Here is a 24,362-nt window from a genome sequence, read left to right as displayed (position 1 = left end):
ACCATGTTTCAAAAATTTATCGAGCGGCCGGTGCTTTCACTGGTTATCTCAATCTTCATAACCCTGATGGGCCTTTTGGCCTTTCTTGACCTGCCTGTCTCTCAGTTTCCTGACATTGTCCCGCCATCGGTGGTCGTAACTGCCACGTATACCGGCGCCAACTCCGAAGTCTGCGTCGACGCCGTAGCCGTGCCGCTGGAAAGGGCGATCAATGGTGTGCCGGGCATGACTTACATGACGTCTGTCTCCGGAAATGACGGTGTGACGACGATTACGATTTCTTTTAATGTAGGTGTAGATCCCGATCTGGCCGCGGTGAATGTGCAGAACCGCGTACAGACAGTGATTGACGAACTTCCAGAAGAGGTAATCAAAGCCGGTGTTACTACCGAAAAAGAGGTAAACAGTATGCTCATGTACCTCGACATTATGAGTTCGGATTCGTCGGTGGCAGAGGATTTTGTGTACAATTTTGCGGATATCAACATTCTGAAAGAGCTCAAAAGGATCGACGGTGTCGGCCGGGCGCAGATCATGGGAAGCCGTGACTACTCGATGCGCGTCTGGCTGAAACCCGACCGGATGAACAGTTACAGCGTGTCGGCCGACGAAGTGGTCAAAGCAATCCGCGACCAGAATGTGGTAGCCGCTCCCGGAAAAACGGGTGTCGCCTCCGGCCGGGAAACGCAGGTTTTACAATATGTTTTAAAATACACTGGCAAGCTTTTCGAGCCGGCGCAGTATGAGAACATTGTACTCCGCTCCAACCCGGACGGCTCGATGCTGAAACTGAAAGACGTAGCCGACATTGAATTTGGTACGCTGGAATATGATATGGCTTCCAAGTCAAATGGAAAACCGTCGGCTTCGATCATGATCAAGCAGCGGCCGGGTTCCAATGCGCAGGAAGTAATTAAAAACATCAAGGCGAAAGTGGCCGAAATGAAGGCTACCAGCTTCCCGCCAGGCATGGATTACTTCGTTTCCTACGACGTTTCGCGTTTTCTTGATGCGTCGATTCATGAGGTAGTCCGCACATTGATCGAAGCATTTATCCTCGTAATCATCATCGTTTACCTGTTTTTGCAGGATTTCCGGTCTACATTGATTCCGGCGCTGGCGGTGCCTGTGGCGCTGGTCGGCACATTTGCTTTCATGCAGCTTTTCGGCTTTTCCATCAACCTGCTGACATTGTTTGCATTAGTATTGGCGATTGGAATTGTCGTGGATAATGCGATTGTCGTCGTCGAGGCCGTGCATGCCAAAATGGCCGAAAAGCACCTCGACGCCCGCGAAGCTACATTGGAATCGATGAAAGAAATGAGCGGCGCGATCATCGCGATTACATTGGTCATGTCGGCCGTATTCGTTCCCGTCGCATTTATGTCTGGTCCGGTCGGGATTTTTTACCGGCAGTTTTCGATTACCCTGGCGATTTCCATCGTCATATCAGGAATTAATGCATTGACACTGACGCCTGCACTTTGTGCTTTAATGTTAAAAAATACCCACGGAGAAAAGTCGAAAAATACGCTGCTAGACCGGTTTTTCAGAGGTTTTAATAATGGTTATGATGGTATTTCCAACAAATACAGAAAGCTGCTTTCCAGCATTGTCAACCGGAGGGTCATCACGATCGGACTGCTGCTGGCATTTTGTATCGGCACTTATGGTATCAACACCGTTTTACCAACCGGCTTTATTCCCACGGAAGACCAGGGTGTAATCAATGTGAACGTGACCACGCCGGTTGCAGCTACCGTCGAACGTACCGAAGCGGTTTTAGACGAAATCCAAAAAGTAGCGCAATCGCTGGAACCTGTCGAATCCGTTTCCTCGCTTTCTGGTTATAGTTTGATTACCGAATCGGCGGGTTCTTCGTATGGTATGGCGATGATCAACCTAAAATCCTGGGACCAGCGGAAAGCTTCCGTGCAGAACATTATCGCCGAAATGGAGCAGAAGACCAAGCACATTACCGACGCGGATATTCAGTTTTTCCCGCCACCAACTGTGCCTGGTTTTGGTAATTCCAGCGGTTTCGAGCTACGGGTGCAAGACCGGACTGGTAGTGACGATCTACAGAAGACCGCCGAGGTCACCAACAAATTCGTAAAAGACCTGATGGATTCGCCCGAAATCGCCAGCGCATTCAGCAGCTTTGACGCGAGTTTTCCACAATATATGATCCATGTCGACGCCGATATTGCTGCAAAAAAAGGTGTCTCGGTAGATCTGGCGATGAGTACGCTCCAAACATTGATCGGCAGTTTGTACGCGTCCAATTTCATCCGGTTTGGGCAAATGTATAAAGTGATGGTGCAGGCCGATCCGAGTTTCAGGAGGACGCCGGAAGACATTTTGAAGTTATATGTCAAAAACAACCGCGGCGAAATGGTGCCGTTTTCGACATTCATCAAACTGGAACGCGTCTACGGCCCCGAGCTGCTGACCCGCTACAACATGTACACTTCGGCGATGATCAATGGTGACCCGGCACCGGGATACAGTAGTGGTGACGCGATCAAAGCCGTCGAGCGCATTGCCAAAACCAGCTTGCCGCGCGGGTTTACTTACGATTGGTCGGGCATGACGCGGGAGGAAATCCTGTCGGGGAACCAGGCAATTTTCATTTTTGGGATCTGTCTGATTTTTGTGTACCTGCTCCTGGCGGCACAGTATGAAAGTTTCCTGCTTCCACTGCCGGTTATTCTCTCACTTCCCACGGGCGTTTTCGGGGCTTTTTTAGCATTGAAATTATTAGGTTTGGAAAATAACATTTATGCCCAGGTGTCGCTAGTGATGCTTATTGGTTTATTAGGTAAAAATGCAATCCTGATTGTTGAATACGCGATTATCCGTCAAAAAGAAGGCCGCTCGGTGATTGATGCGGCTTTGGAAGGCGCTACGGAAAGGCTTCGTCCTATCCTGATGACTTCGCTGGCGTTTGTGGCGGGTTTGATACCGCTCGTCGTTGCGTCAGGTGCCGGCGCTATCGGAAACCGCTCGATTGGCACCGCCGCAGCAGGTGGAATGTTGATCGGGACACTTTTCGGGGTCATTATTATTCCCGGACTGTATGTGCTTTTCGCCAGCATGGTTCCCGCCAAGAAAACTAAAAAAGTGGTCACCCAACAAGAAGAAGCGGTACTGGAATAAGCTTGTCAAAAGCCTCGTACTGCATTATCAAGAAGACTTATTTGTGAATGAAAACATATAAAAAAGCGGCCAAGCTCCCCGTTATCGGGCTTACATTACTTCTCGCCGGCTGCAAGCTTACGCAGCCGGTAGAGCAGTCCAAAAGAATCGACGCTCCGAAAACCTTTGCCGGACAAACCGATTCCACTGGCATCGGTAACATGCAGTGGAGGACTTTTTTCCAGGATCAAAAACTGGTAGCCCTGATCGACACCGCATTGAAGAATAACCTCGATCTGAAAATGGCTGTTCAGCGGATCGAAATGTCACGGTCCAACATTCTCGCCGCGCAAGGAGCATTACTTCCGTCGATTTCGGGAGATGTTTCAGGCGGTGGCAGAAAGTTTGGCGATTACACGATGGACGGCGTCGGGAATTACGATACCAATTTTTCGGAAAACCTGAATACAGACCGCAGGCTTCCCGGACCGTTCATGCCCGATTATTTTGTCGGGCTGCGTAGTGCGTGGGAAATCGATATCTGGGGCAAATTGAAAAACCAGAAAAAAGCAGCGTACACTCGGTTTCTGGCATCCGAGAAAGCGCGGCAGGCGATCGTCACGGGATTGATCGCTCAGGTCGCCACTTCTTACTACGAACTTTTGGCGCTGGATACCGAGCTGCGCATCATTCAGCGGAACATTGCCCTGCAACAGTCGGCCGTAGAAACGGTCAAAATCCAGAAAGAAGGCGGCAGGGCAAATGAACTAGGCGTGCAACAATTGACTGCGCAGTTATTGAATACGCAAAGTCTCGAATTTGATGTGAGACAAAAAATCATCGCTTCTGAAAATAGTTTAAATACGCTCATAGGGCATTTTCCGGAGGAAATTGTCCGGGACACAACATTGGTTCAGGTGCTCCCGGATGTAGTCCAGGCCGGTATCCCAAGTCAAATGTTGAAGCGACGCCCCGACATTCAGCAGGCACAACTGGATCTTCAAGCCAATTACGCCGACCAGCAAGCCGCTCAATTAGCATTTCTGCCTTCTCTGAACATTACTGCATTTTTAGGATTCAATGCATTCAAAAGCAGCCTGCTTTTTTCTCCCGGCTCGATGGCTTACAGCGCGCTCGGTGGCCTTACTGCCCCGCTTGTGAATCGGAAAGCGTTAAAAGGAAATCAAAAACGAGCCGAAGCCGCAAGTCTGGAAGCATTATATGCCTATAACAAATCCGTTTTGACCGCATTTCAGGAAGTAAGCACCAGTTTGAAAAAACTGGAAAATACCAAGCGGATCAATGAATTCAAGCAGCAGGAAGTAGCAACATTGCGGCTAGCGGTAACTACGTCAAAGGACTTGTTTTCAACCGGTTATGCAACTTATCTGGAAATTATCGCAGCACAAAGAAGCGTTCTCGACGCTGAATTGAATTTGACGAATGTTCGTAAAGAACAGTTGCTGGCATTAATTGAATTGTACAGGTCGCTCGGAGGAGGTTGGGAATGATCTTGAAAAGACGTAAAAAAACCACGGATACAGCATCCGTGGTTTTTCATTTATAAGCCTAATTCTTATTTCTTCTTGGTACCTGCCAGGCTCGGCTCTTTCGATATTACGATCAGATCGGCCAACATTCTGCCGGTTTCGGTCAGGTAAATATCTTTTTTCTTCTTCACATCTTTCGGAGCCTCAGCTACTTTCGAATCGGCTTCATCTTCCTCATCGTCCGCGCTGTCCTCACCCAGTTGCTTCATAGCAGCTCTTTTCTTTTCAGCCTCGTCACGCTCAACTTTGCGTTTTGCTTCCTGCAACGAAACCACTTTGTTCTCACGCGCTTGTTTGAAATCGTCCAGCGTTTTTACCAAAGTTTTCAATTCTTCGTCACTTTTCAGACGCTGATTATATTTCGATTTAAGCTGATCAACAATTTTCGGATTGATATTATTCGCCAGTTCATATTTTGAAGAAGCGATCTGATCCCAAGGCAGCGCGCTCGGCTGAGAGCCTTCACCATATTCATTTACTTTGAATGCAGTTGGCAATTCCAGATCAGGCATGACACCTTTCAACTGCGTGCTGCTACCATTAATGCGGTAGAATTTAGCCACTGTCAATTTCACCTGACCTAGCTGGTCGGTTTCTTTCGGTACCCACTGGTTCAGGTCAATCAATGTTTGCACGGTACCTTTTCCGTAAGTCTGCTCACCGACAATGATACCACGTTTGTAATCCTGGATCGCCGCCGCAAAAATCTCGGAAGCCGAAGCGCTGAACCTGTTGACCATCACCGCCATCGGACCATCATAAGCAATACTAGGATCATTATCCGACTGGACTTCGATTTCTCCCTGGCTTTCTTTCACCTGAACTACCGGTCCGCGGTTGATGAATAAACCTGTCAGCGAAACAGCCTCAGTCAGTGAACCCCCACCATTATTACGAAGGTCGATCACGATACCGTCCACATTCGAAGCCTGCAATTCTGTAATCAGCTTCTGAACGTCGCGGGTTGTGCTTGAAAATTCTTTCTCTTTGTGCTGCGCGCCTTCAAAGTCGCGGTAGAACAATGGAATGTCGATCACACCAATTTTGAAATCTTTATTTCCCTGGTTGATGGTCACCATTTCACTTTTTGCACGCTGCTCTTCCAGTTTGATTTTTTCACGAACCAGACGATACTCTTTCGGAGGAGTTCCGGGAAGCGCATCCGCAGAAATTACCTGCAAACGTACCACAGTCGATTTTGGACCTTTGATCAGCTTCACCGCGTCATCTACAAACCAGCCGATAATATCGACCATTTTGCCTTCGTCACCCTGCGCAACTGCGATGATCTTATCCTCTTTTTTAAGCTGCTTACCTTTAAATGCCGGCCCTCCAGGAATAACATCCTTGATCTTTATGTAGTTATCTTCTTCACCCAGCAATGCACCGATACCTTCCAAAGACTGGCTCATTTCCTGCTTGAAACGGTCAGCAGAGGTAGGCGCCATGTAACTGGTGTGCGGGTCGAGCGACTCGGCATAGGCATTCATATACATTTGAAAGACCTGCTCGGTACGGATACGTCCCAGTGCACGGTCACGGTTTTTATAGCGGTCGCGGAGCATGGATACCACCGCAGTATCCGCTTTTCCTGACAATTTCAGGTCAAGTGCTTCACTTTTCAGATACTTTCTCCAGGTATCATTCAACTCGTCTGTGCTCTTCGCCCAGGCCGCTTTTTCACGGTCTGTGTTCATAGATTCATCCACCGAAAAATCGAAAGGTTTCTCTTCTTTCAATAATGTCTGAATGTAGTCACTGCGCTCCTTGTAGCGTTTTCTAAAAACATTGTACATTTCAAAAGGCACGTCGAGCTCTCTTTTTTGAAGATAGTCGTCGAAAGAATCCTTGTTTTTATCAAATCCTGCAATGTCGGTGGCGAGGTAATAAAGTTTGCCATGATCGATTGCATCGATGTATTTGTCATAAATCGCTTCTGAAAGCGAGTCATTCAATTTTGTTTTCCTGTAATGGTAGCTTGATAAAATACGTGTAGTCAGCTCTTCCGCCTTGTACTGTGCCGGAATCGGTTTAATATCTTCCTCCATGGAAGTTTCCACAGCTGGCGTCACATCCACTGGCTGTTTTTCAGGGCCGCGCTGCCATCCAAGCAAAACAACCGGAATAAGAGTGATCAGGTACTTTTTCATTGTTGAATCTTTCTATTTAACAATTTCTAATAATTCAACCTCAAATACCAGCGCAGAATATGCGGGGATCTGAGGGCCTGCTGCTCGCTCTCCGTAAGCCAGTTGGTATGGGATAAATAGTTTCCATTTCGAACCAACAGGCATCAGCTGAAGAGCTTCTGTCCAACCTTTAATTACGCCGTTTACCGGAAATTCTACCGGCTCTCCTCTGTCCACCGAGCTGTCAAAAACCGTTCCATTTATCAATGTGCCGTGATAATGTGTCTTCACTTTATCGGTAGCCGCCGGTTTAGGACCATCGCCCGTTTTTATCACCTGGTACTGTAACCCACTTTCGGTGGTCACAACACCCGGTTTCTTTTTATTTTCCTCTAAAAACTTTTCGCCTTCCACGCGTACAACTGCTCCTTTTTCCTCCATCATTTTCTGAAAATAGTTGCCGATAAAAGCATTTGCATCCTCTGGGGTGAATGTCGTTTTTTCTCCCTTTAATGCTGCATTGATTGTTTTGGTAAGTACTTCTGTATTAATGTTGGCTACTCCCTGCGAGGATAATGAATTGGAAAAGCTCACCCCGATCGCGGCGGATAAAGAATCCATTTGCGTTTTGAGTACAGTTGTGCTACTTGCTGCTTTTACTGGGGTAGTCGTTGCTTTCTTGACGGCGGGTGCAGGTTTTGCTGTCTTTTTGATAGTCTGTGCTTTGCCTTCTGATGTAACCAATGCTGTGAAAACTAAGGCTGCTAAAATGGTTTTTTCTAATTTGTACATTATACTGACGGATGGACTGGAAAAAGGATTTTAATTGTGTAAGTGATATTAACGAATTCAATTACAACAAAAACACAATTAGTACCTAAAAAAGTTTTAAAAATGTTCTTTATGCAGGATAAGCGGATAAGTGTTGCGCGCGTGATGGGCAGAGGTTACAACCTTGGAAAAATCTAATTTTTATCTCTCAGTATTTAATCAGAAAATACTGTTTTTACCAAAATAAACATCTACCTTTGCGGCAGTTTTCAAAAACTTACTACTATACTCTAAATAAGTTAATTATACTATGGTATCTGTTAGACCGGATGAAGTTTCGGCTATCCTGCGCGAACAACTTGCAGGCGCCAGATCAGAAGCAGAGCTCGAAGAAGTAGGGACAGTCCTTCAGGTTGGTGACGGTGTTGCCCGCATTTATGGTCTCTCCCAGGTACAGGCAGGTGAGCTGCTTGTGTTCGAGACTGGACTTAAGGCCTTGGCGCTTAACCTGGAAGAGGACAATGTAGGGGCCGTTTTGCTGGGTGATTTCAGCGACATTAAAGAAGGAGCAACTGTTAAACGTACGAAAGAGATCGCTTCTGTAAAAGTTGGCGACGGTATTATCGGGCGTGTAGTTAACACACTTGCAGAACCAATCGACGGAAATGGTCCTATCTCGGGTACCGTTTACGAAATGCCAATCGAGCGTAAAGCGCCGGGGGTTATCTACCGTCAGCCTGTAACTGAGCCTCTTCAGACTGGTATCAAAGCGATCGACGCAATGATCCCCATCGGTCGCGGCCAGCGTGAGTTGATTATCGGTGACCGTCAGACTGGTAAAACAGCGGTGGCGATTGACACGATCATCAACCAGAGAGAATATTTTGAAAAAGGCGAGCCCGTTTTCTGTATCTACGTGGCTTGCGGTCAAAAAGCTTCTACGATTAAATCTATCGAAGCAACATTGCGCAAATACGGCGCTATGGACTACACGGTAATCGTTGCTGCCGGTGCTTCTGATCCTTCGCCAATGCAATTTTACGCACCATTTACAGGTGCAGCGATCGGTGAATATTTCCGCGATACCGGCCGTCCAGCACTGGTTATTTATGATGACCTTTCGAAACAAGCGGTTTCTTACCGTGAAGTTTCTCTTCTTCTTCGTCGCCCACCAGGCCGCGAGGCTTATCCTGGGGACGTTTTCTATCTGCACAGCCGTCTTTTGGAGCGTGCTGCCAAAATTATCGCAGATGATTCTATCGCCAAAAACATGAACGACCTTCCGCCATCATTGGCAGGAATCGTGAAAGGCGGCGGTTCATTAACTGCACTTCCGATCATTGAAACCCAGGCAGGCGACGTTTCGGCTTATATCCCTACCAACGTAATTTCGATTACCGACGGACAGATATTCCTTGAATCCAACCTCTTCAACTCCGGTATCCGTCCTGCAATCAACGTAGGTATCTCGGTATCACGTGTGGGTGGTAATGCGCAGATCAAATCCATGAAGAAAGTTTCGGGTACCCTGAAACTGGATCAGGCGCAATTCCGTGAATTGGAAGCTTTTGCAAAATTCGGTTCTGACCTGGATGCCGCTACCAAGCTGGCTATCGACCGGGGACGCCGCAACCAGGAAGTTTTGAAACAACCACAGTACGCACCGGTTCCTGTTGAAATGCAGGTTGCAACGGTTTACGCTTCAACAAAAGGCTTGCTGGATAAGGTTGATGTGAATAAAGTGAAAGCATTTGAAAAGGACTTTTTGACAGTATTGGGTGGACAACATAAAGAAACCCTGGCTGCTTTACGTGCTGGTAAACTGGACAACAGCGTGACAGACGTCGTTGAGAAAGTTGCCCGCGAGGTTGCTGTCAAGTATTATTAAAAATGAACGGGTCGCGCGAACATTCGTGCGACCCTGCTTTAAAATATCAACCCAAGAGCGTCGGAACGCTTAAAACTTCCAGCAAATGGCAAGCTTAAAAGAAGTACGTAGCCGGATTGTTTCGGTTAACAGCACCCAGCAAATTACCAAAGCCATGAAAATGGTGGCGGCAGCTAAGCTGCGCAGGGCACAGGATGGTATCCTGCAAATGCGTCCTTATGCGCAAAAACTGGGCGAAATGCTTTCCACTGTTTCCTCGGGAGCAGAAAGTTCAGCAGACAGCCCTTTAAAAACTGCCCGCGTTGTCAATAAAGTTTTGATCGTCGTGGTTACTTCTGACCGCGGATTGTGCGGTGCTTTTAATACCAATATCATAAAAGCCACCATGCAGCTGATCGAAGAGAAATATGCTTTTCAGGCGCGCAATGGTAATGTTGAAATATTTGCATTAGGTAAAAAAGGCGCTGAGGCATTTGTCCGCCGCGGTTTTAAAGTAAATACCTCATATACCGATATTTTCTCCCGCCTGAACTTCGTCACAGTGAAACTCGCTGCCGAAGAAATCATGAAGGATTTTTCTGAGGGACGTTATGACGCTGTGGATTTGGTTTATAACGAATTTAAAAACGTTGCTACCCAGATCATCCACGCAGATCGCTACCTGCCGATCCCAAGTGAGGACAAATCGATCAAAACAAAAAAACCGGAGGTTAATTACATTTTCGAGCCAAGTGAAGAAGAAATTCTCGCCGAGTTAATCCCGAAATCTTTGAAAATCAAGCTTTACCGCTCCGTTCTGGAATCCAATGCTTCCGAGCAAGGTGCACGTATGACGGCCATGGATAAAGCAACTGAAAATGCGCAGGAACTTCTGAAAGATCTCCGCCTGGTTTACAACCGTACCCGCCAAGCCGCAATCACCAAGGAAATCCTTGAAATTGTCGGTGGTGCAGAAGCTTTGAAAAACTAAGCATTTTAAGATAAAGCAGCATTGAAACGAGCGGGTGTAAAACATCCGCTCGTTTTTTATTGGGCATAAGTCAACATTAATTACAATATTGGCAGCAGGTAGCAGTTCAAAAAGAAAATTACTTTATAAATCATGCGCAAACTAACCATACCGAAAATCCTTTTTCTGGTCCTTATAACAAGCTGTTTTAATGTGATAACTGCCCAAAACCTCGACGACATCATCGCCAAGCACATAAAAGCGATGGGTGGAGCCGAGAAGCTTTCGAAGCTGAAAAGCATGAAAATTACGGCGGATATGGATGTGATGAATATGAAAGTGCCGATCACGACGACGATTATTCAGGATCAGGGGTTCAGAAGTGAGACTACTGTGCAGGGCATGACCGTGGTTCAAGCCATCAATGGGAATACCGGCTGGGCGATTAACCCGATGACCGGGCAGACCAAAGCGACTGCGTTGCCGGAAGAAGCGATCAAGTCGATGGCGGCTGAAACGGATTTGACCGGACTTTATAATTATAAGGAAAAAGGTTACATACTTACGCTCGATGGCGAGGAAGACCTGGCAGGAGCGAAAGTTTACAAAGTGTCGATGACATTGAAAAACGGCATCAAACGATTGAATTACATTTCAAAAGACACTTTTTACATCCTGAAAATCATCGTACACGCCAACATGAACGGGCAGGATGTGACGTCGGAAAATACGCAATCCGATTTCAGGCAGGTTGACGGCGTTACCTATCCTTTCAAATCCGAAGTGACGACCAGCGCCATGCCTGGTACGACGATGGCGCTTGCGATTAAAACCTTGGAAGTCAATCCAAAAATCGATCCCAGCATTTTTACAATGCCTGTAAACTAGGCAAACTGACACCTTTGAAATCCTGAGAATTATTTTCAGGATTTTTTTCGTCTCGCGAACTATTAGTGCACAATAGATGTAGTTACATTAAATGTCAATACATATAAATAATTAAAAAGTCATGGCAACTACAAAATGGGTAATTGACCCAACGCATTCAGAAATCCAGTTTAAAGTAAAACACCTTGTGATCTCGACCGTAACCGGTGCATTCAAGAGCTTTGAAGGCGGCGTGGAATCGGAAGGAGATGATTTTGACGGAGCTACCGTACATTTTTCAGCCGACGTGGACAGCATTGATACCAATCAGGCTCAACGTGACGCACATTTGAAATCGGCCGATTTCTTTGATGCTGAAAACCACCCAAAACTTTCCTATACCGGAAAATTGGCAAAAAAGGGGGATGATACATTTACATTGAAAGGCGACCTGACCATTCGTGGTGTCAGCAAACCTTTTGAATTTGCAGTGGAGTACGGCGGAAATATGACCGACTTCTATGGCAACAACAAAGCAGGTTTCGAGATCTCCGGAAAATTGAACCGCAAAGAATATGGTCTTGAATGGAGCGCAGTAACCGAGGCTGGCGGTGTAGTGGTTGGCGACGATGTGAAGCTGATCGCCAATGTTCAGGTTGCAAAGCAATAATAGATATACATTTTGAAAAAGCGCGATAAGTAACTTTATCGCGCTTTTTTGCTTTATAGGCAGCGTCAAATTTTGCAGCGGATCAGGGCAAAGCGCAGTTCTGTCGTCCTTTAATTATTACTTTTGGTTAAAAAAGACTTTCACATTGATCATTGAAACGCGCGCTTATGCCCGTGCCGGGTTATTAGGCAATCCTTCCGACGGGTTTTACGGAAAAACGATCTCCATTTCAGTACGAAATTTTGGTGCCTCCATCTCGCTTTACGAATCGCCCGAGCTGCACATTGAAGCGCAGCCGCAGGATCTGAGCACATTCAGGAGCATTTTTCACCTGCGCGATACCGTGAGTATGCTTGGGTATAATGGTGGTATTCCGCTGATCAAAGCAGGTATTAAAAAATTTGGCGACTACTGCGAAGAGCAGGGTATCCGGCTGCCGAACCGTAATTTTACAGTCCGGTACCGGTCTTCGATACCGCGCCAGGTGGGCATGTCGGGATCCAGCGCGATTGTGGTGGCGCTTTTTCGCGCCTTGATGCAATTTTATAAAGTCGAAATTCCGCTGGAAATCCTGCCGCAGCTGGTGATGGTGACTGAGACAGAGGAATTGGGTATTACGGCTGGTTTGCAGGACCGTGTAATTCAATGCTACGAGGGTTGTGTTTACATGGATTTTGATAAACAGATGATCCTAGAAAAAGGCCACGGGAAGTATGAAAGGATTAATCCTGAGCTGCTTCCAAAGCTGTATGTGGCTTACAATACCAACCTGAGCAAGGTTTCCGGCAAGGTTCACAGCGATGTGAGGACCCGCTACGATCGTGGCGAGGAACTGGTAATGGATGTGCTGGGACAGATCGCGCAAAAAGCTGAGGATGGAAAAAAGGCGCTCATGGAAGGCCGGTCCGATGATTTGCACCAGTTAATGAATGAAAATTTTGACCTGCGCTGTAAGATCTATAATGTTCCCGAGTCCAACAAAAAGTTGATCAATGCGGCCAGGGCTTGCGGTGCTTCCGCTAAATTCGCCGGTTCGGGCGGCACGATCATTGGGATTTATCGTGATGACGATATGCTGAACCAGCTTTTTGTGGAGTTGAAAAAATATAATGCGCGGGTAATTAAGCCTTTTGTGGTTTAGCCGAGAGGTTGAAAGTTAAGAGAAATAAATAAACAGAGATATTCTAACATTAAATGCCGGATGCACTAGCTGACGGCCAGAAGCCAAATTATGATTCGTAAAGCCGTTATTCCTGCTGCGGGACTTGGTACCCGATTTTTGCCAGCCACCAAATCGATGCCCAAAGAAATGTTGCCGATCATCGACATTCCGACCATTCAATACGTGGTTCAGGAAGCGGTAGATTCTGGTATTGAGGACATTCTGATCATTTCCGGAAAGGGCAAGCGCGCCATCGAAGACCATTTCGACCGCAATGTAGAGCTGGAAAGTCGGCTGGAAGAAAAGGAAGATTTGCTGTGGTTCAATGAAATGCGCAGACTGGCGGATATGGCTAATGTACATTTTGTAAGACAAAAAGAGGCAAATGGTTTGGGCGACGCGATTTACTATGCCCGCCATCACGTTGGCAATGAACCTTTTGCGGTTCTTTTGGGAGATACCATCATGGATTCTGTGATCCCGGTAACCCAGCAGTTGATGGATACTTACGAGCAATATGGCGGCTCGGTGATCGCGGTGGAGGAAGTGCCTGCTAACAAAGTAAACCGCTATGGTATTGTGGGTGGGAAAACATTGAGTGATTCTATCCTGGAACTGAGCACATTGGTGGAGAAACCTGCGATCGATCTGGCTCCTTCCAATCTTGCAATTGCTGGAAGGTATGTTCTAACACCTGAAATTTTCAGTACCATCGAGCAAACGCCGAAAGGAAAAAACAACGAAATCCAGCTGACGGATTCGCTGCTGCTTCTTTTAAAACGGGAGAACATTTACGCGCACCACATTGAAGGAAAGCGCCATGATATCGGTGATAAACTGGATTATCTGAAAACGACCGTCGAGTTTGCATTAAAAAGAAAAGAATTTGCAGAGCCTTTCCGGAAATTCCTGATTGACATTCTTGCCAAATAATAAACATTGAAATTCTAAGTCAAGCCATTTTTCATGAAAAATCAGGTACTAATTAGCGGTGCTACCGGAAATCTGGGGCAGGATGTGGTGAAGAAACTGACCGGGTTGGATTACGGCTTGCATATCAATGTCAGGGAGGGAAAAGCGCAGGCTTATGCCGATCTGAATAACGTCAAGAGCTACACCGCAGACTTATCCGATGCGCAGCAATCCGAAGATTTTGTAAAAAATGCGATTGAAAATGCAGGTATAATCAGCGCCGGAATATTTCTGGCTGGTGGTTTTGCCATGGGCAAACTTTCGGATACCAGCGACGCCGACATTGAAAAAATGGTCACCATGAACTTCCTGACTGCATTTCACCTGGTAAAACCTTTGAAAGCGCATTTTGAGAAAAATGGCGGCGGACAATTTATCTTTATCGGAGCACGACCAGCCTTGGTCGCTGAGCAGGGTGCCGGAAGCTTTGCCTATACGCTTTCCAAGTCTTTGTTATTTCAAATGGCGGAGATGATCAATGCGGAGGGCAAGCCGAAAAACATTACTGCTTCCGTGGTCGTGCCAAGCATTATCGATACGCCGGATAACCGTAAAGCGATGCCCGACGCAGATTTTGACAAATGGATTCCTGGCGCAGATATGGCCGAAGCGGTAGCATTTTTACTAAATGATACGGGCAGGAAAATGCGGCAGACAGTTTTGAAACTTTACAATAACGCCTGATCAGAACATCGTATTGGAGGTGTCCAGCATGGTGATTTTCACTTGCGAAATTGTACTGCGGTGCTTTTTAAGTACTGTAAATTCGTAATGCTTGGTTTTTAGCTTCTCGCCCACCGCCGGTATCCTACCGAATTTCCAGATCAGATAACCCGCCAAAGTTTCATAATCGTCCCTTTTTGTAATGTCGTGCGGTAGTTTTTCATTCAAATCCGTGATCGAAGCCGCGCCCTGGACGGTATAAGTTTTATCAGCCTCATTTTTGACGATAGGTATCTCATTATCATATTCATCCTGGATTTCTCCCACCAATTCTTCCAGGATATCTTCCATCGTCACGATCCCGTCGACGCCGCCATATTCATCAATAATCACAGCCATCTGCTGGCGGTTCACCTGAAAATCACGGAGCAAAGCACCGATTGGTTTCGATTCATGCACCGTAGAAATAGGCCTTACCAGCTCGGAAAGCACAATTTCTTTTCCCTGCCGCATTTTTAACAACAGATCTTTCAAATGCAGCACCCCGACGATTTGATCTAACGTATCCTCATATACCGGAATGCGCGAGTAGCCTTCCTCGATGATCTTTTCCAGTTTTGCCTCATTAAAATCATTGATATCAATCCCCACCACCTGCGGTCTTGGGATCATAATCTGCTTCGCAATTCTTTCAGAAAAATTGAATGCATTTTTAATCAGGTCATAATCCGCCGCCTCGATCATTCCGCTATCTTTTTGCTGCTGAACCAGATAGCGTAATTCGTCGCTGCTATGCACCTCGCTGCCATGCGACGGCGAGATACCGATACCTTTCAAAATAAAATTGGCTATACCATTGAGCATCCATACTACCGGCCTAAAAACCAGGAAAAAGCCGTGTAAAGGATACGATAAAACCAATGTCGTGGCTTCGGGACGTTGGATTGCGATGGATTTTGGGGCCAGCTCACCGAATACAATATGCAAAACGGTAATGATGGCAAAAGCAGTCGGCAGGGCGATTTGGTGTGCCAGTTCCGGGTCTACCGAAAGTCCCACCAGCTCCATCGCGCCGATGATCATTTTGGAAACGACCGGCTCCCCTATCCAACCCAGACCAAGGCTCGCCAGTGTAATTCCGAACTGAGTTGCAGCAAGATAACCATCCAGGTTGGCGACAATTTTCTTTGCCAGGATCGCCATATTGTTTCCTTCCTGCGCCTTTTGCTCCAACTGCGAAGCCCTGATTTTGACGATTGCAAACTCAGCTGCCACAAAAAAACCGTTGAGCAAAACGAGCACTAATGTGATTAAAACCTGGATAGCCATTTATTGTGGTGAATGTTCAGAAGCTGTTGAAGGTGCATTTTAACAAAAAATTATACCATTGAGAAATCGGCTGTCCGGCTTGTAACCGGCGTTTGCGCTGTATTTCCTTATTTTTCGTAATTTAGATAGTTATGAAAAGTGGTCACGCCGATTTACCCCTGCATTACGGCAAAGTGCCGATTTGGCTTGCGCAGCGCATGAGCAGCCTGGGCGGCGCTATCGTCGAATCCATCGTGATGGAATACGGGCGGGATGCTTTTTTGCAAAAAATCAGTGATCCTTTCTGGTTTCAGTCGCTGGGCTGTGTGCTGGGTATGGACTGGCATTCGTCGGGGATTACGACTTCGGTAATGGGCGCTTTGAAAAAGTCTGTCAACCAGAAATCCAAAGAGCTTGGCATTTATATATGCGGTGGACGTGGCAAACATTCAAGAGCTACACCCGCTGAGCTGCTGGCGATTGCGGAAAAAACTGGCTTAAATGGCGACCTGCTTGTTCACAGCAGCAAGCTTTCCGCAAAAGTTGATAATACCGCGATTCAGGACGGTTTTCAGTTGTACCTGCATTCGTTTGTGCTTTCGCTGGAAGGCAGCTGGTCCGTAATTCAGCAAGGTATGAATACCGATGAGCGGCTGGCACGGCGGTATCACTGGCACTCTCCCGACATAAAGTCCTTCGTCGAGGAGCCGCATACTTTTATTTATGGTCAAAATCAGGGCAATATTCTCAACCTGACAGATAAAGCGGCGGCTCCGACGCGGTCGGGAATTCTGGACCTTACCAAAGAAAATCCGGGCAGGATTATGCGGGAAGTGACAAAACTCGTGATGCCCGGTCACCACGATGTGCGTGCTGAGGATGTTAACCTTAAAAGACTCGGCGCAGTTCTGGCGCTGGCACACGACAATCCGGTTCAGGATATGGAATCGCTTTTGCTGCTCGAAGGTGTCGGCCCGCGGACGATCCAATCATTAACGTTGGTTAGCGAAATCATCCATGGTACACCGTCCCGATTTTCCGACCCTGCCAGATTTTCGTTTGCCCACGGCGGAAAAGACGGGCACCCTTTTCCGGTACCGCTCAAAGTTTACGACGAGTCGATCATGACCCTGGATAAAGCGATTCAGAAAGCCAAAATGGGTGAGCGCGACAAAGCGGAAGCTTTAAAAAATCTTTCTAAAGTGTCGGTACAGCTGGAAAAAGATTTTCAGCCAAATAACCGTTTCAACGACATTGTGCAACAGGAGCGCGACAATTCCTGGAAATATGACGGCCGCACCGTCATGGGAAAGGCCAAAAAGCCGAAAGGCGACAGCGGGCAATTGGAATTGTTTTGAGGGATAATTGTACAAGAGACAGTTACAAATGCTGAGATGTTTTTGAGATTTGATTAAGTTTACCTGATAATGGCAGCCCGATTATGATACTTCGTTCCCTTTCATCCGTCTTACCAAGAACCTTTGAGGAATTCACTCAATGGGAGCCGGTCGACGGATTCAAATATGAATGGAACGACGGAAAAATCATCAGGTTCGAGAAAATGAAGAAAAAGCATTTGTTCATTATAAGACGATTGCAGCAGTTATTTTTTAAAACTAGTTCATTTTCAGAAGGTGGCGCTTTCATCATGGAGCAGGATGTCATGCTGAGCGGCATCCAAATGCGGCGCCCCGATCTTGCCTATTTCAGCGGACCTCAAATAGACGAATCGGTTGTTTCCGAAAAAGAACCAATTCCGGAATTCTTGATCGAAGTCATTTCTCACAATGACGATGCCGAAAAAGTAGAAGAAAAACTTGCGGAATATTTTCAAGCCGATGTGAAAGTTGTCTGGCACATTTACCCGGAAAATGAAGTTGTGTATGTCTATACTTCCAGAAAAAATGTCAAAATCTGCACCGAAGAAGATATCTGCTCTGCCTCGCCGGTTTTAGCGGATTTCGAGATCAGTGCTCGGGAGTTGTTTTCAACCAGCCTTCATTAATACGTTAATCATGATGAGCTCCCAGCTTCCAACAATAGCTACCTGTATCTTTATTTAAACCCCTGATCTTTTAAAGATCGATCAAACCCTGTGTAAACATAGTCTCAATGATTCCCAAAAAACCTTTACAAAAATCCCTGATCCTGGCTGCAGCTGTCACGACGCTTGTAGTGTCCTGCATGAAAATGTCCTCGACGGGGCCGACTTCCAAGACGAATAGCACTGCGGTGGTGGTGAAAGAAGATGCTGCAACCGGAAAGGCACGTGCCAAAGAAATTCGTGAGAAAACTGCTGTGAAACTGGCTGATGGCCTAAAACTAGAACTTTGGGCGTCGGATTCACTTGCGCCTGACCCCGTAGCTATTGCTATGGACGATATGGGCAATGTATATCTCAACCGTACCAACCGCCAGAAAAATTCGGAATTTGATATCCGCGGACATCAGAATTGGATGACTGCTTCTATCGGTTTGCAAACCGTGGAAGACCGCCGCGCTTTCCTGCACTCGACTTTTGCGCCTGAAAAAAGCAAGGAAAACAGCTGGCTGAAAGATTTGAATGGCGACGGTTCTCATGACTGGAAAGATTTGGCAGTCGAAAAAGACGAAGTCTGGAAAATCGAGGATACGGACAATGATGGTATCGCCGATAAATCGACCAGAATTCTGAATGACTTTTTTAATGAAGTAAGTGACGTTGCTGGCGGTCTGCTGATCCGCGCCAAAGATGCATTCGTAGCTATTGCGCCGGATGTGTGGCGACTGAGAGATACCAATGGTGATGGTGTGCTGGATGAAAAAACATCGATCAGCCACGGTTACGGCGTGCACATTGGTTTCAGTGGCCACGGAATGTCCAACCCGATCGAGGGGCCGGATGGAAAAATTTACTGGAACATTGGTGATATTGGCGCCAACATTACCACGGCCGAAGGTGTAAAACATGAGCATCCCAACTCGGGTATCATTGCCCGCTCCGATGCCGACGGAAGCAATTTTGAAATTTTTGCCCACGGGCTGCGGAATACGCACGAATTTGTTTTTGACGAATATGGTAACCTTATCAGCTCCGATAATGATGGTGATCACCCGGGCGAAAGTGAGCGTTTGGTGCACGTTGTAGAAGGTTCGGATGCGGGTTGGAGATCTAACTGGCAGTATGGTAAGTATACTGATCCTAAGAACAATAGCTATAAAGTGTGGATGGACGAGCAGCTTTTCAAACCGCGCTGGAATGGTCAGGCGGCTTACATTATCCCGCCAATCCAGAATTTCCACAATGGTCCGACCGGGATGCAGTACAATCCGGGAACTGCGCTGGGTAAGGAGTGGAAAAACAAGTTTTTCCTTGTTGAATTCGTAGGTAACCCTGCTCGGTCTCCGATCTGGTCATTTGGTTTGAAACCAAAAGGCGCTTCATTTGTCCTGAATGGAGAAAAAAACATTTTAACTGGTATCCTGCCAACCGGCATCCGTTTCGGTCCGGATGGTGCATTGTATGTGGCTGACTGGCTGAATGGTTGGGATACGAAAAATGCGGGACGTGTGTGGAAACTGGATGTTTCGGATGATAAAAACGATTTGAAAGCGATCCGCTTGGAAACAAAAAGGCTGATCCAGCTGGACTACACAAAGCAAAATGACGATATGTTGTTGTCGCTGCTTTCAAATGAAGATATGCGGATTCGCCAGAAAGCGCAGTTCGAACTGGCGTCGAGAGGTGCAAAAGGTGCACCGGTTTTGACAAAGGCCATTGCGCAGACTGGAAACCAGTTTGGCCGTATTCACGGTATCTGGGGTATGGGTCAGTTAACGAGAAAAGATAAATCCTATGGAAGTAGCCTGCTGGCTTTGTTGAAAGATTCGGATGAAGAAATTACCGTTCAGGCAGCCAAAGTATTAGGTGACGAACGCATTGCCGAAGCCGGACCTATGCTTGTACCGATGTTATCGAGTAAAAATCCTCGGGTGCAATTCTACGCAGCGCAGGCACTCGGCCGGATCGCATACAAAGATGCGGTGACTCCTTTGCTGGCGATGATTAAGGCCAATAATGATGAGGATGTTTACCTGAGACACGTGGCAGTTCTGGCATTGTCGCGCATTGGCGTGGTCGAGCCGATCGCTGCTTTGTCGACCAGCCCCGAGAAATCGCTTCGCATTGCTGGTGTGCTGGTTTTGCGCAGGATGAAGAATGAAAAAATCAGTCTGTTTTTGCAGGATAAAGACGAATACATTGTTGCAGAAGCCGCACGTGGAATCAATGACGATCTGTCGATCCCGGCTGCACTTCCGGCTTTGGCTGCTACATTGAATGAAAAAAGATTTTCCTCTGAGCCGCTTCTTCGCCGGTCTATCAATGCCGCATTGCGGGTGGGTGGTGAAACGCAACTGAATGATCTGATCGCTTTTGCGAAAAGAAAAGATGTAGACAAGGAATTGCGCGCCGAGGCTTTGGCAACATTGGGAACCTGGGCAAGCCCGTCGGTGATGGACCGTGTGGATGGCCGCTACCGTGGCCCGATGGAAAGAAATCCTGCACAGGTGAAAGCGAAGTTGCAGCCGATCATTGCTGATCTTTTGGCCGACAATGAGCCAGTAATTCAAATCGCTACGGCGCAAATGCTTACTAACCTTGGCGTGACCGAAAACAATGCTGCGCTGGCTAAGATCCTGGAAAACAGCAAGGATGCGAAAGTAAGAACTGCTATGCTGGTTGCTCTGAATGCGCTGAGATACTCGGATATGGAGACGGTGATGAAAAAAGGCATGACCGATCCGGACGCGGATGTTCGCACTGCGGCACTGGGTATGGTGGGCAGCGTTTCGATGTCGAAAGAAACATTGACCGATATTTCGAAAACGATCTTTGAAAAAGGAAGTATTCGCGAGCAGCAGCAAATGATGCGCGTGCTCGGCCGTTTGCCGGTGGACAAAACCGAGGCGATCTTCACGGATCTGATCGGTAAAATGACGGACAAGAAGCTGCCGCCAAGCCTGGCACTGGATCTGGGTGAAGCTGTGGATTCCACTAAATCCGCGGCGCTGATTTCCAAACTGGCGCCAATGCGCTCTGCCGGCGCGACGGTAGCCGATTTCCAGGACGCATTATTTGGTGGCAATGCTCAGCTGGGTCGTCGCTATTTTTTCACGAGTTCCGCAGCAGAATGCGTACGCTGCCACTCGATCGGCGGGCAAGGCGGTGAAGTAGGACCGAATCTTTCCAACATTGGCAATGTGCTGACCCGCGAGCAGATTTTGCAGGCATTGGTCGAGCCGAGCGCGAGGTTATCCCCGGGTTTTGGAATGGTGATGCTGACATTGAAAGATGGTACCAGCGCAGCCGGGATTCTTTCGGCTGAAAATGAGCACGAGCTGATCCTCAAAACATCGGAAGCGGAACCTCTGAAAATCGCCACTTCCCGAATTGCAAAAAGGGAGAATGTACCTTCCAGTATGCCGCCGATGGGATCGATTATGTCGAAAAGAGAGATCAGAGATGTTGTCGAGTTTTTATCAGGATTAAAAAAATAACTTGAAAAGCCCGGCTTGTCCGGGCTTTTTTGTAACCTTCGGAATAGCTTTTGCTGGAATTCCGGAACAAAAAAATTAGCGCACTAAAAAGTTAATGGAGCTAGACAAAAAAGAGGCGGAGGTCGTAAAAAAGGCGATCCGGTATTGGGAAGAAAAAGAAACCGTATCCAAAGAAGTTGCCGACAAGCTCAGGGCCAGCATTGAACTGCGGAATTCAAATGTAGACGCCATCGCGATTTACGCATTGATTTCGGCGATTTCGTGCGGTCTGCTGGCGTTCGGCGCTTTGGTTATTGATGAAAAATGGATCGAGCTGCTGCGTAAAAGATGGGGATTTTCGGAAAGTATCGTAGGCGTTGGATTTGCGCTGCTTTCGGCATTATTCATTTATCTCGCCAGAAGAAGAAAGCTGAAATCAAAAAGTATACGTGCCAGCACTGAGGCATACAACATTACCATCATTCTCACGGTCGCGATCGCAATTACTTACTGGACGAGGAGCTTTGCGAATCCAAACAGTAACTACGCCATTCCTTTGCTGATCGCCACGATCGCTTACGGCAGCATCGCGGTCTTTCTTGAATCTACCCTTTTATGGACTGTTGCCATACTGTCCCTGGCTGGTTGGTGGGGAGCGCAAACACATTTTTGGGCGCACGGCAGTTATCGGTTTTTGGGAATGAATTATCCTTTGAGAATGACCGTGTTCGGGCTTTTCGTCTGGGCATTATCGTGGCCCCTTTCACGGATAAAAAATGCTCAGTTTTTGAGTGACATCACCTACTCGATCGGCCTGTTTTTATTCTTACTGGCGGCCTGGACATTATCGATATTTGGAAATTATGATGATCTAAGCGGCTGGAAAGTATTGAAGCAGAGCCATTTTTGGTATTGGGCAGCAGCATTTACCCTAGTCATCGCGGGGCTACTTTATTATTCTATCCAAAACAAGCTGGATGTTCTCCGCGATCTCTGCCTCTTTTTCTTCCTCGTCAACATTTACACCCGCTATTTCGAATATTTCTGGGACCGCACCAACAAGGGGATCTTCTTCGCCTTGCTGGCACTTTCGTTTTGGTTTGTGGGAAGAAAAGCGGAGCAGTGGCGGGGGAAAGCAGTATCTTAAATCTTGAAATATGAGCAAAATCCGCCCGATACGCCAGGACGAAAAAGACCTGATCTACTTCCTGCTGCAAAAGCTGAATTTCGACCCGGCTAAATATCCTTTCAATAATGAAGTGGACGAATACGAGGATGGGAAAATGGGTAGCATCAGCCTCGGGGGTGATCCGAACAATTATGCGGGCGATCTGATCCAGGTGGAATATGTCGACATTGACGATACACCAGTAGTGATCACCTTAACTCAGGACATTCAGGGACGTCTGCTTGATCTGGATTTCTGGAAAACGGATTTTTCGAAACTGCTGGAATATCCTACGCCTGATAAATTGATTTTTGGCACGAAACCTACCGAAGATTAGCCACTAAACTTCCTCGTAATCCAGGTCTTTGCCGAAGGTTTCTTCCATTCTGGATAGTGAAAGCAAGGCAAGCGAAAAGCAGAGAATGCCTACTACTGCACCCGACTGCAAAACGCCCAGCGAAGTTTTCAGCATTTGAAAAAGTGGTAACGTTAATAATACCGTCGCGCGGACATTGTTGGCAACCGAAGTGGTAACCGTCGCGCGGAGGTTGGTGCCGAATTGCTCGGCCGTGGTAGTCAGGAACATGGCAATGTAGCCGATTGAGAAACCAAGCCAGGCGTAGCAAATGTAAAGTGTTGTTGCAGAGTGGATTCCTCCGTACAAAAGCCAGATTACCCCGGCAAATGTCATGGTCATCATTAACAAAATCGCTTTCCTCCGGGACCTCAGCCACTGACTTAATATCCCGCTGAAAAAGTCACCGGTAACAATGCCAATGTAAGTGTACAGCACGCAGGTACCTGCCTGGATTTCAGCAGAAATACCCAGTGCTTTCGCAAATTCATTGCCAAATGTGGAGTAAATCCCGATTACCATATACGTCGGCAAGCCAATACCCATGCAGCGCATGTATCTCACAAATCTTGACCAGCTTGTAAAAATAGTCCACCAGGGTACCGGCTTTGTTCCGCGCCTTTCCAGACTTTTATTGAACATGATGGATTCCAGCACATTGATCCGCAAAACCAAAAGCACCAGCCCCATACTGCCGCCGATAAAATATGCCGTGCGCCAGTCGGTCAACTTTACGGCAAAAAAGGCTGCGATGGCCCCTGCAAGACCGACGCTGGCTACGACCGAAGCGCCGTATCCCCGTAACTCTTTGGGGAGAATTTCGGCAATTAATGTAATGCCTGCACCCAGTTCGCCAGCCAGACCGAGCCCAGCGATGAATCTTAGAAAAGAATAAACTTCAATGTTATTGGTAAATCCGCAGGCAATGTTGGCTAATGAATAAGTCAAAATTGAACCAAACAAAACGGATCTTCGGCCTAACTTATCGCCCAAAATCCCCCACATAAATCCACCGATCAGAAGGCCCGCCTGCTGCCAGTTGTAAATGCTCGCGCCGATTTTCGAAATACCTTCCTCAGTCAGACCTAAGTCTTTTAAACTTGGTACACGGACAATGTTGAATAGCAGCAGGTCATACACATCGACAAAATAACCCAGTGAGGCTACGATAACCGGAAGTGTAAGCACTGCGCTGAATTTGGGCTGGCTCGAAATAGCGGAAGGCATGGAGTAAATTTGAATGTCAGGGAAATAC

General features: G+C 47.1%; 19 protein-coding genes. 15 read left to right on the top strand and 4 right to left on the bottom strand.

Going from position 1 to position 24,362, the window contains the following annotated elements; all coding sequences use genetic code 11:
• Positions 1-3: 3 nt before the first annotated feature.
• A complete protein-coding gene (locus tag FEN17_RS15165) occupies positions 4-3,159 on the top strand; it encodes an efflux RND transporter permease subunit (RefSeq protein ID WP_138366189.1) in 3,156 nt (1,051 codons plus the stop codon).
• Positions 3,160-3,206: 47 nt separating this feature from the next.
• Positions 3,207-4,649 (top strand): efflux transporter outer membrane subunit, encoded by a 1,443-nt coding sequence (locus FEN17_RS15160; RefSeq protein ID WP_138366188.1) that lies wholly within the window; start codon positions 3,207-3,209, stop codon positions 4,647-4,649.
• Between the two features lie 65 nt (positions 4,650-4,714).
• Here the strand turns inward: FEN17_RS15160 and FEN17_RS15155 are convergent, their stop codons facing one another.
• On the bottom strand, positions 4,715-6,838 hold the full coding sequence (locus tag FEN17_RS15155; RefSeq protein ID WP_138366187.1) for a carboxy terminal-processing peptidase: 2,124 nt from the start codon (positions 6,836-6,838) through the stop codon (positions 4,715-4,717).
• 12 nt (positions 6,839-6,850) lie between these two features.
• The gene (gene bamJ, locus FEN17_RS15150; protein WP_205748164.1) at positions 6,851-7,438 is read right to left on the bottom strand and encodes a BamJ family beta-barrel-assembly machinery protein; all 588 of its coding nucleotides are present in this window, start codon (positions 7,436-7,438) and stop codon (positions 6,851-6,853) included.
• Positions 7,439-7,445: 7 nt separating this feature from the next.
• Between bamJ and FEN17_RS27845 the strand changes: the two genes are divergently transcribed.
• The 8 genes from FEN17_RS27845 to FEN17_RS15115 all read left to right on the top strand — a co-directional run bounded on the left by FEN17_RS27845 (position 7,446) and on the right by FEN17_RS15115 (position 14,780).
• The gene (locus FEN17_RS27845) at positions 7,446-7,643 is read left to right on the top strand and encodes a hypothetical protein (protein ID WP_205748163.1); all 198 of its coding nucleotides are present in this window, start codon (positions 7,446-7,448) and stop codon (positions 7,641-7,643) included.
• Positions 7,644-7,898: 255 nt separating this feature from the next.
• Complete coding sequence (atpA, locus tag FEN17_RS15145) at positions 7,899-9,476, top strand: F0F1 ATP synthase subunit alpha (protein ID WP_138366185.1); 1,578 nt, start codon at positions 7,899-7,901, stop codon at positions 9,474-9,476.
• An 85-nt stretch (positions 9,477-9,561) separates the two neighbouring features.
• A complete protein-coding gene (gene atpG, locus FEN17_RS15140) occupies positions 9,562-10,446 on the top strand; it encodes an ATP synthase F1 subunit gamma (protein WP_138366184.1) in 885 nt (294 codons plus the stop codon).
• 132 nt (positions 10,447-10,578) lie between these two features.
• Positions 10,579-11,313 carry an outer membrane lipoprotein-sorting protein gene (locus FEN17_RS15135; RefSeq protein WP_138366183.1) on the top strand — a complete coding sequence of 245 codons (735 nt, stop codon included), beginning with the start codon at positions 10,579-10,581 and terminating at the stop codon, positions 11,311-11,313.
• A gap of 121 nt (positions 11,314-11,434) precedes the next feature.
• Positions 11,435-11,962, top strand: coding sequence for a YceI family protein (locus FEN17_RS15130; protein WP_138366182.1), 528 nt, complete (start codon positions 11,435-11,437; stop codon positions 11,960-11,962).
• Between the two features lie 145 nt (positions 11,963-12,107).
• Positions 12,108-13,103 carry a mevalonate kinase family protein gene (locus tag FEN17_RS15125; protein WP_138366181.1) on the top strand — a complete coding sequence of 332 codons (996 nt, stop codon included), beginning with the start codon at positions 12,108-12,110 and terminating at the stop codon, positions 13,101-13,103.
• Between the two features lie 90 nt (positions 13,104-13,193).
• Positions 13,194-14,057 carry a UTP--glucose-1-phosphate uridylyltransferase GalU gene (gene galU / locus FEN17_RS15120; protein ID WP_138366180.1) on the top strand — a complete coding sequence of 288 codons (864 nt, stop codon included), beginning with the start codon at positions 13,194-13,196 and terminating at the stop codon, positions 14,055-14,057.
• A gap of 33 nt (positions 14,058-14,090) precedes the next feature.
• The gene (locus tag FEN17_RS15115) at positions 14,091-14,780 is read left to right on the top strand and encodes an SDR family NAD(P)-dependent oxidoreductase (RefSeq protein ID WP_138366179.1); all 690 of its coding nucleotides are present in this window, start codon (positions 14,091-14,093) and stop codon (positions 14,778-14,780) included.
• Here FEN17_RS15115 and FEN17_RS15110 read toward each other — a convergent pair whose 3' ends face one another.
• A complete protein-coding gene (locus FEN17_RS15110; protein ID WP_138366178.1) occupies positions 14,781-16,088 on the bottom strand; it encodes a hemolysin family protein in 1,308 nt (435 codons plus the stop codon).
• Positions 16,089-16,219: 131 nt separating this feature from the next.
• On the opposite strand from FEN17_RS15110, the gene FEN17_RS15105 reads away from it, so the two are divergent.
• The 5 genes from FEN17_RS15105 to FEN17_RS15085 all read left to right on the top strand — a co-directional run bounded on the left by FEN17_RS15105 (position 16,220) and on the right by FEN17_RS15085 (position 23,089).
• Positions 16,220-17,425 (top strand): DUF763 domain-containing protein, encoded by a 1,206-nt coding sequence (locus FEN17_RS15105; RefSeq protein ID WP_138366177.1) that lies wholly within the window; start codon positions 16,220-16,222, stop codon positions 17,423-17,425.
• Between the two features lie 83 nt (positions 17,426-17,508).
• On the top strand, positions 17,509-18,072 hold the full coding sequence (locus FEN17_RS15100) for a Uma2 family endonuclease (protein WP_138366176.1): 564 nt from the start codon (positions 17,509-17,511) through the stop codon (positions 18,070-18,072).
• A 107-nt stretch (positions 18,073-18,179) separates the two neighbouring features.
• Positions 18,180-21,605, top strand: a complete 3,426-nt coding sequence (locus FEN17_RS15095; RefSeq protein WP_138366175.1) for a DUF7133 domain-containing protein — start codon at positions 18,180-18,182, stop codon at positions 21,603-21,605.
• A 94-nt stretch (positions 21,606-21,699) separates the two neighbouring features.
• Positions 21,700-22,731 (top strand): hypothetical protein, encoded by a 1,032-nt coding sequence (locus FEN17_RS15090; protein WP_138366174.1) that lies wholly within the window; start codon positions 21,700-21,702, stop codon positions 22,729-22,731.
• Between the two features lie 10 nt (positions 22,732-22,741).
• Positions 22,742-23,089 carry a DUF6984 family protein gene (locus FEN17_RS15085; RefSeq protein WP_138366173.1) on the top strand — a complete coding sequence of 116 codons (348 nt, stop codon included), beginning with the start codon at positions 22,742-22,744 and terminating at the stop codon, positions 23,087-23,089.
• A gap of 3 nt (positions 23,090-23,092) precedes the next feature.
• On the opposite strand, the gene FEN17_RS15080 is transcribed toward FEN17_RS15085, so the two are convergent.
• Positions 23,093-24,334 (bottom strand): MFS transporter, encoded by a 1,242-nt coding sequence (locus FEN17_RS15080; RefSeq protein WP_138366172.1) that lies wholly within the window; start codon positions 24,332-24,334, stop codon positions 23,093-23,095.
• Positions 24,335-24,362: the final 28 nt, after the last annotated feature.

The sequence above is a fragment of the Dyadobacter luticola genome, from assembly GCF_005860805.1.
GTDB lineage: Bacteria > Bacteroidota > Bacteroidia > Cytophagales > Spirosomataceae > Dyadobacter > Dyadobacter luticola.
This window is presented reverse-complemented; position numbering and strand designations above follow the sequence as displayed.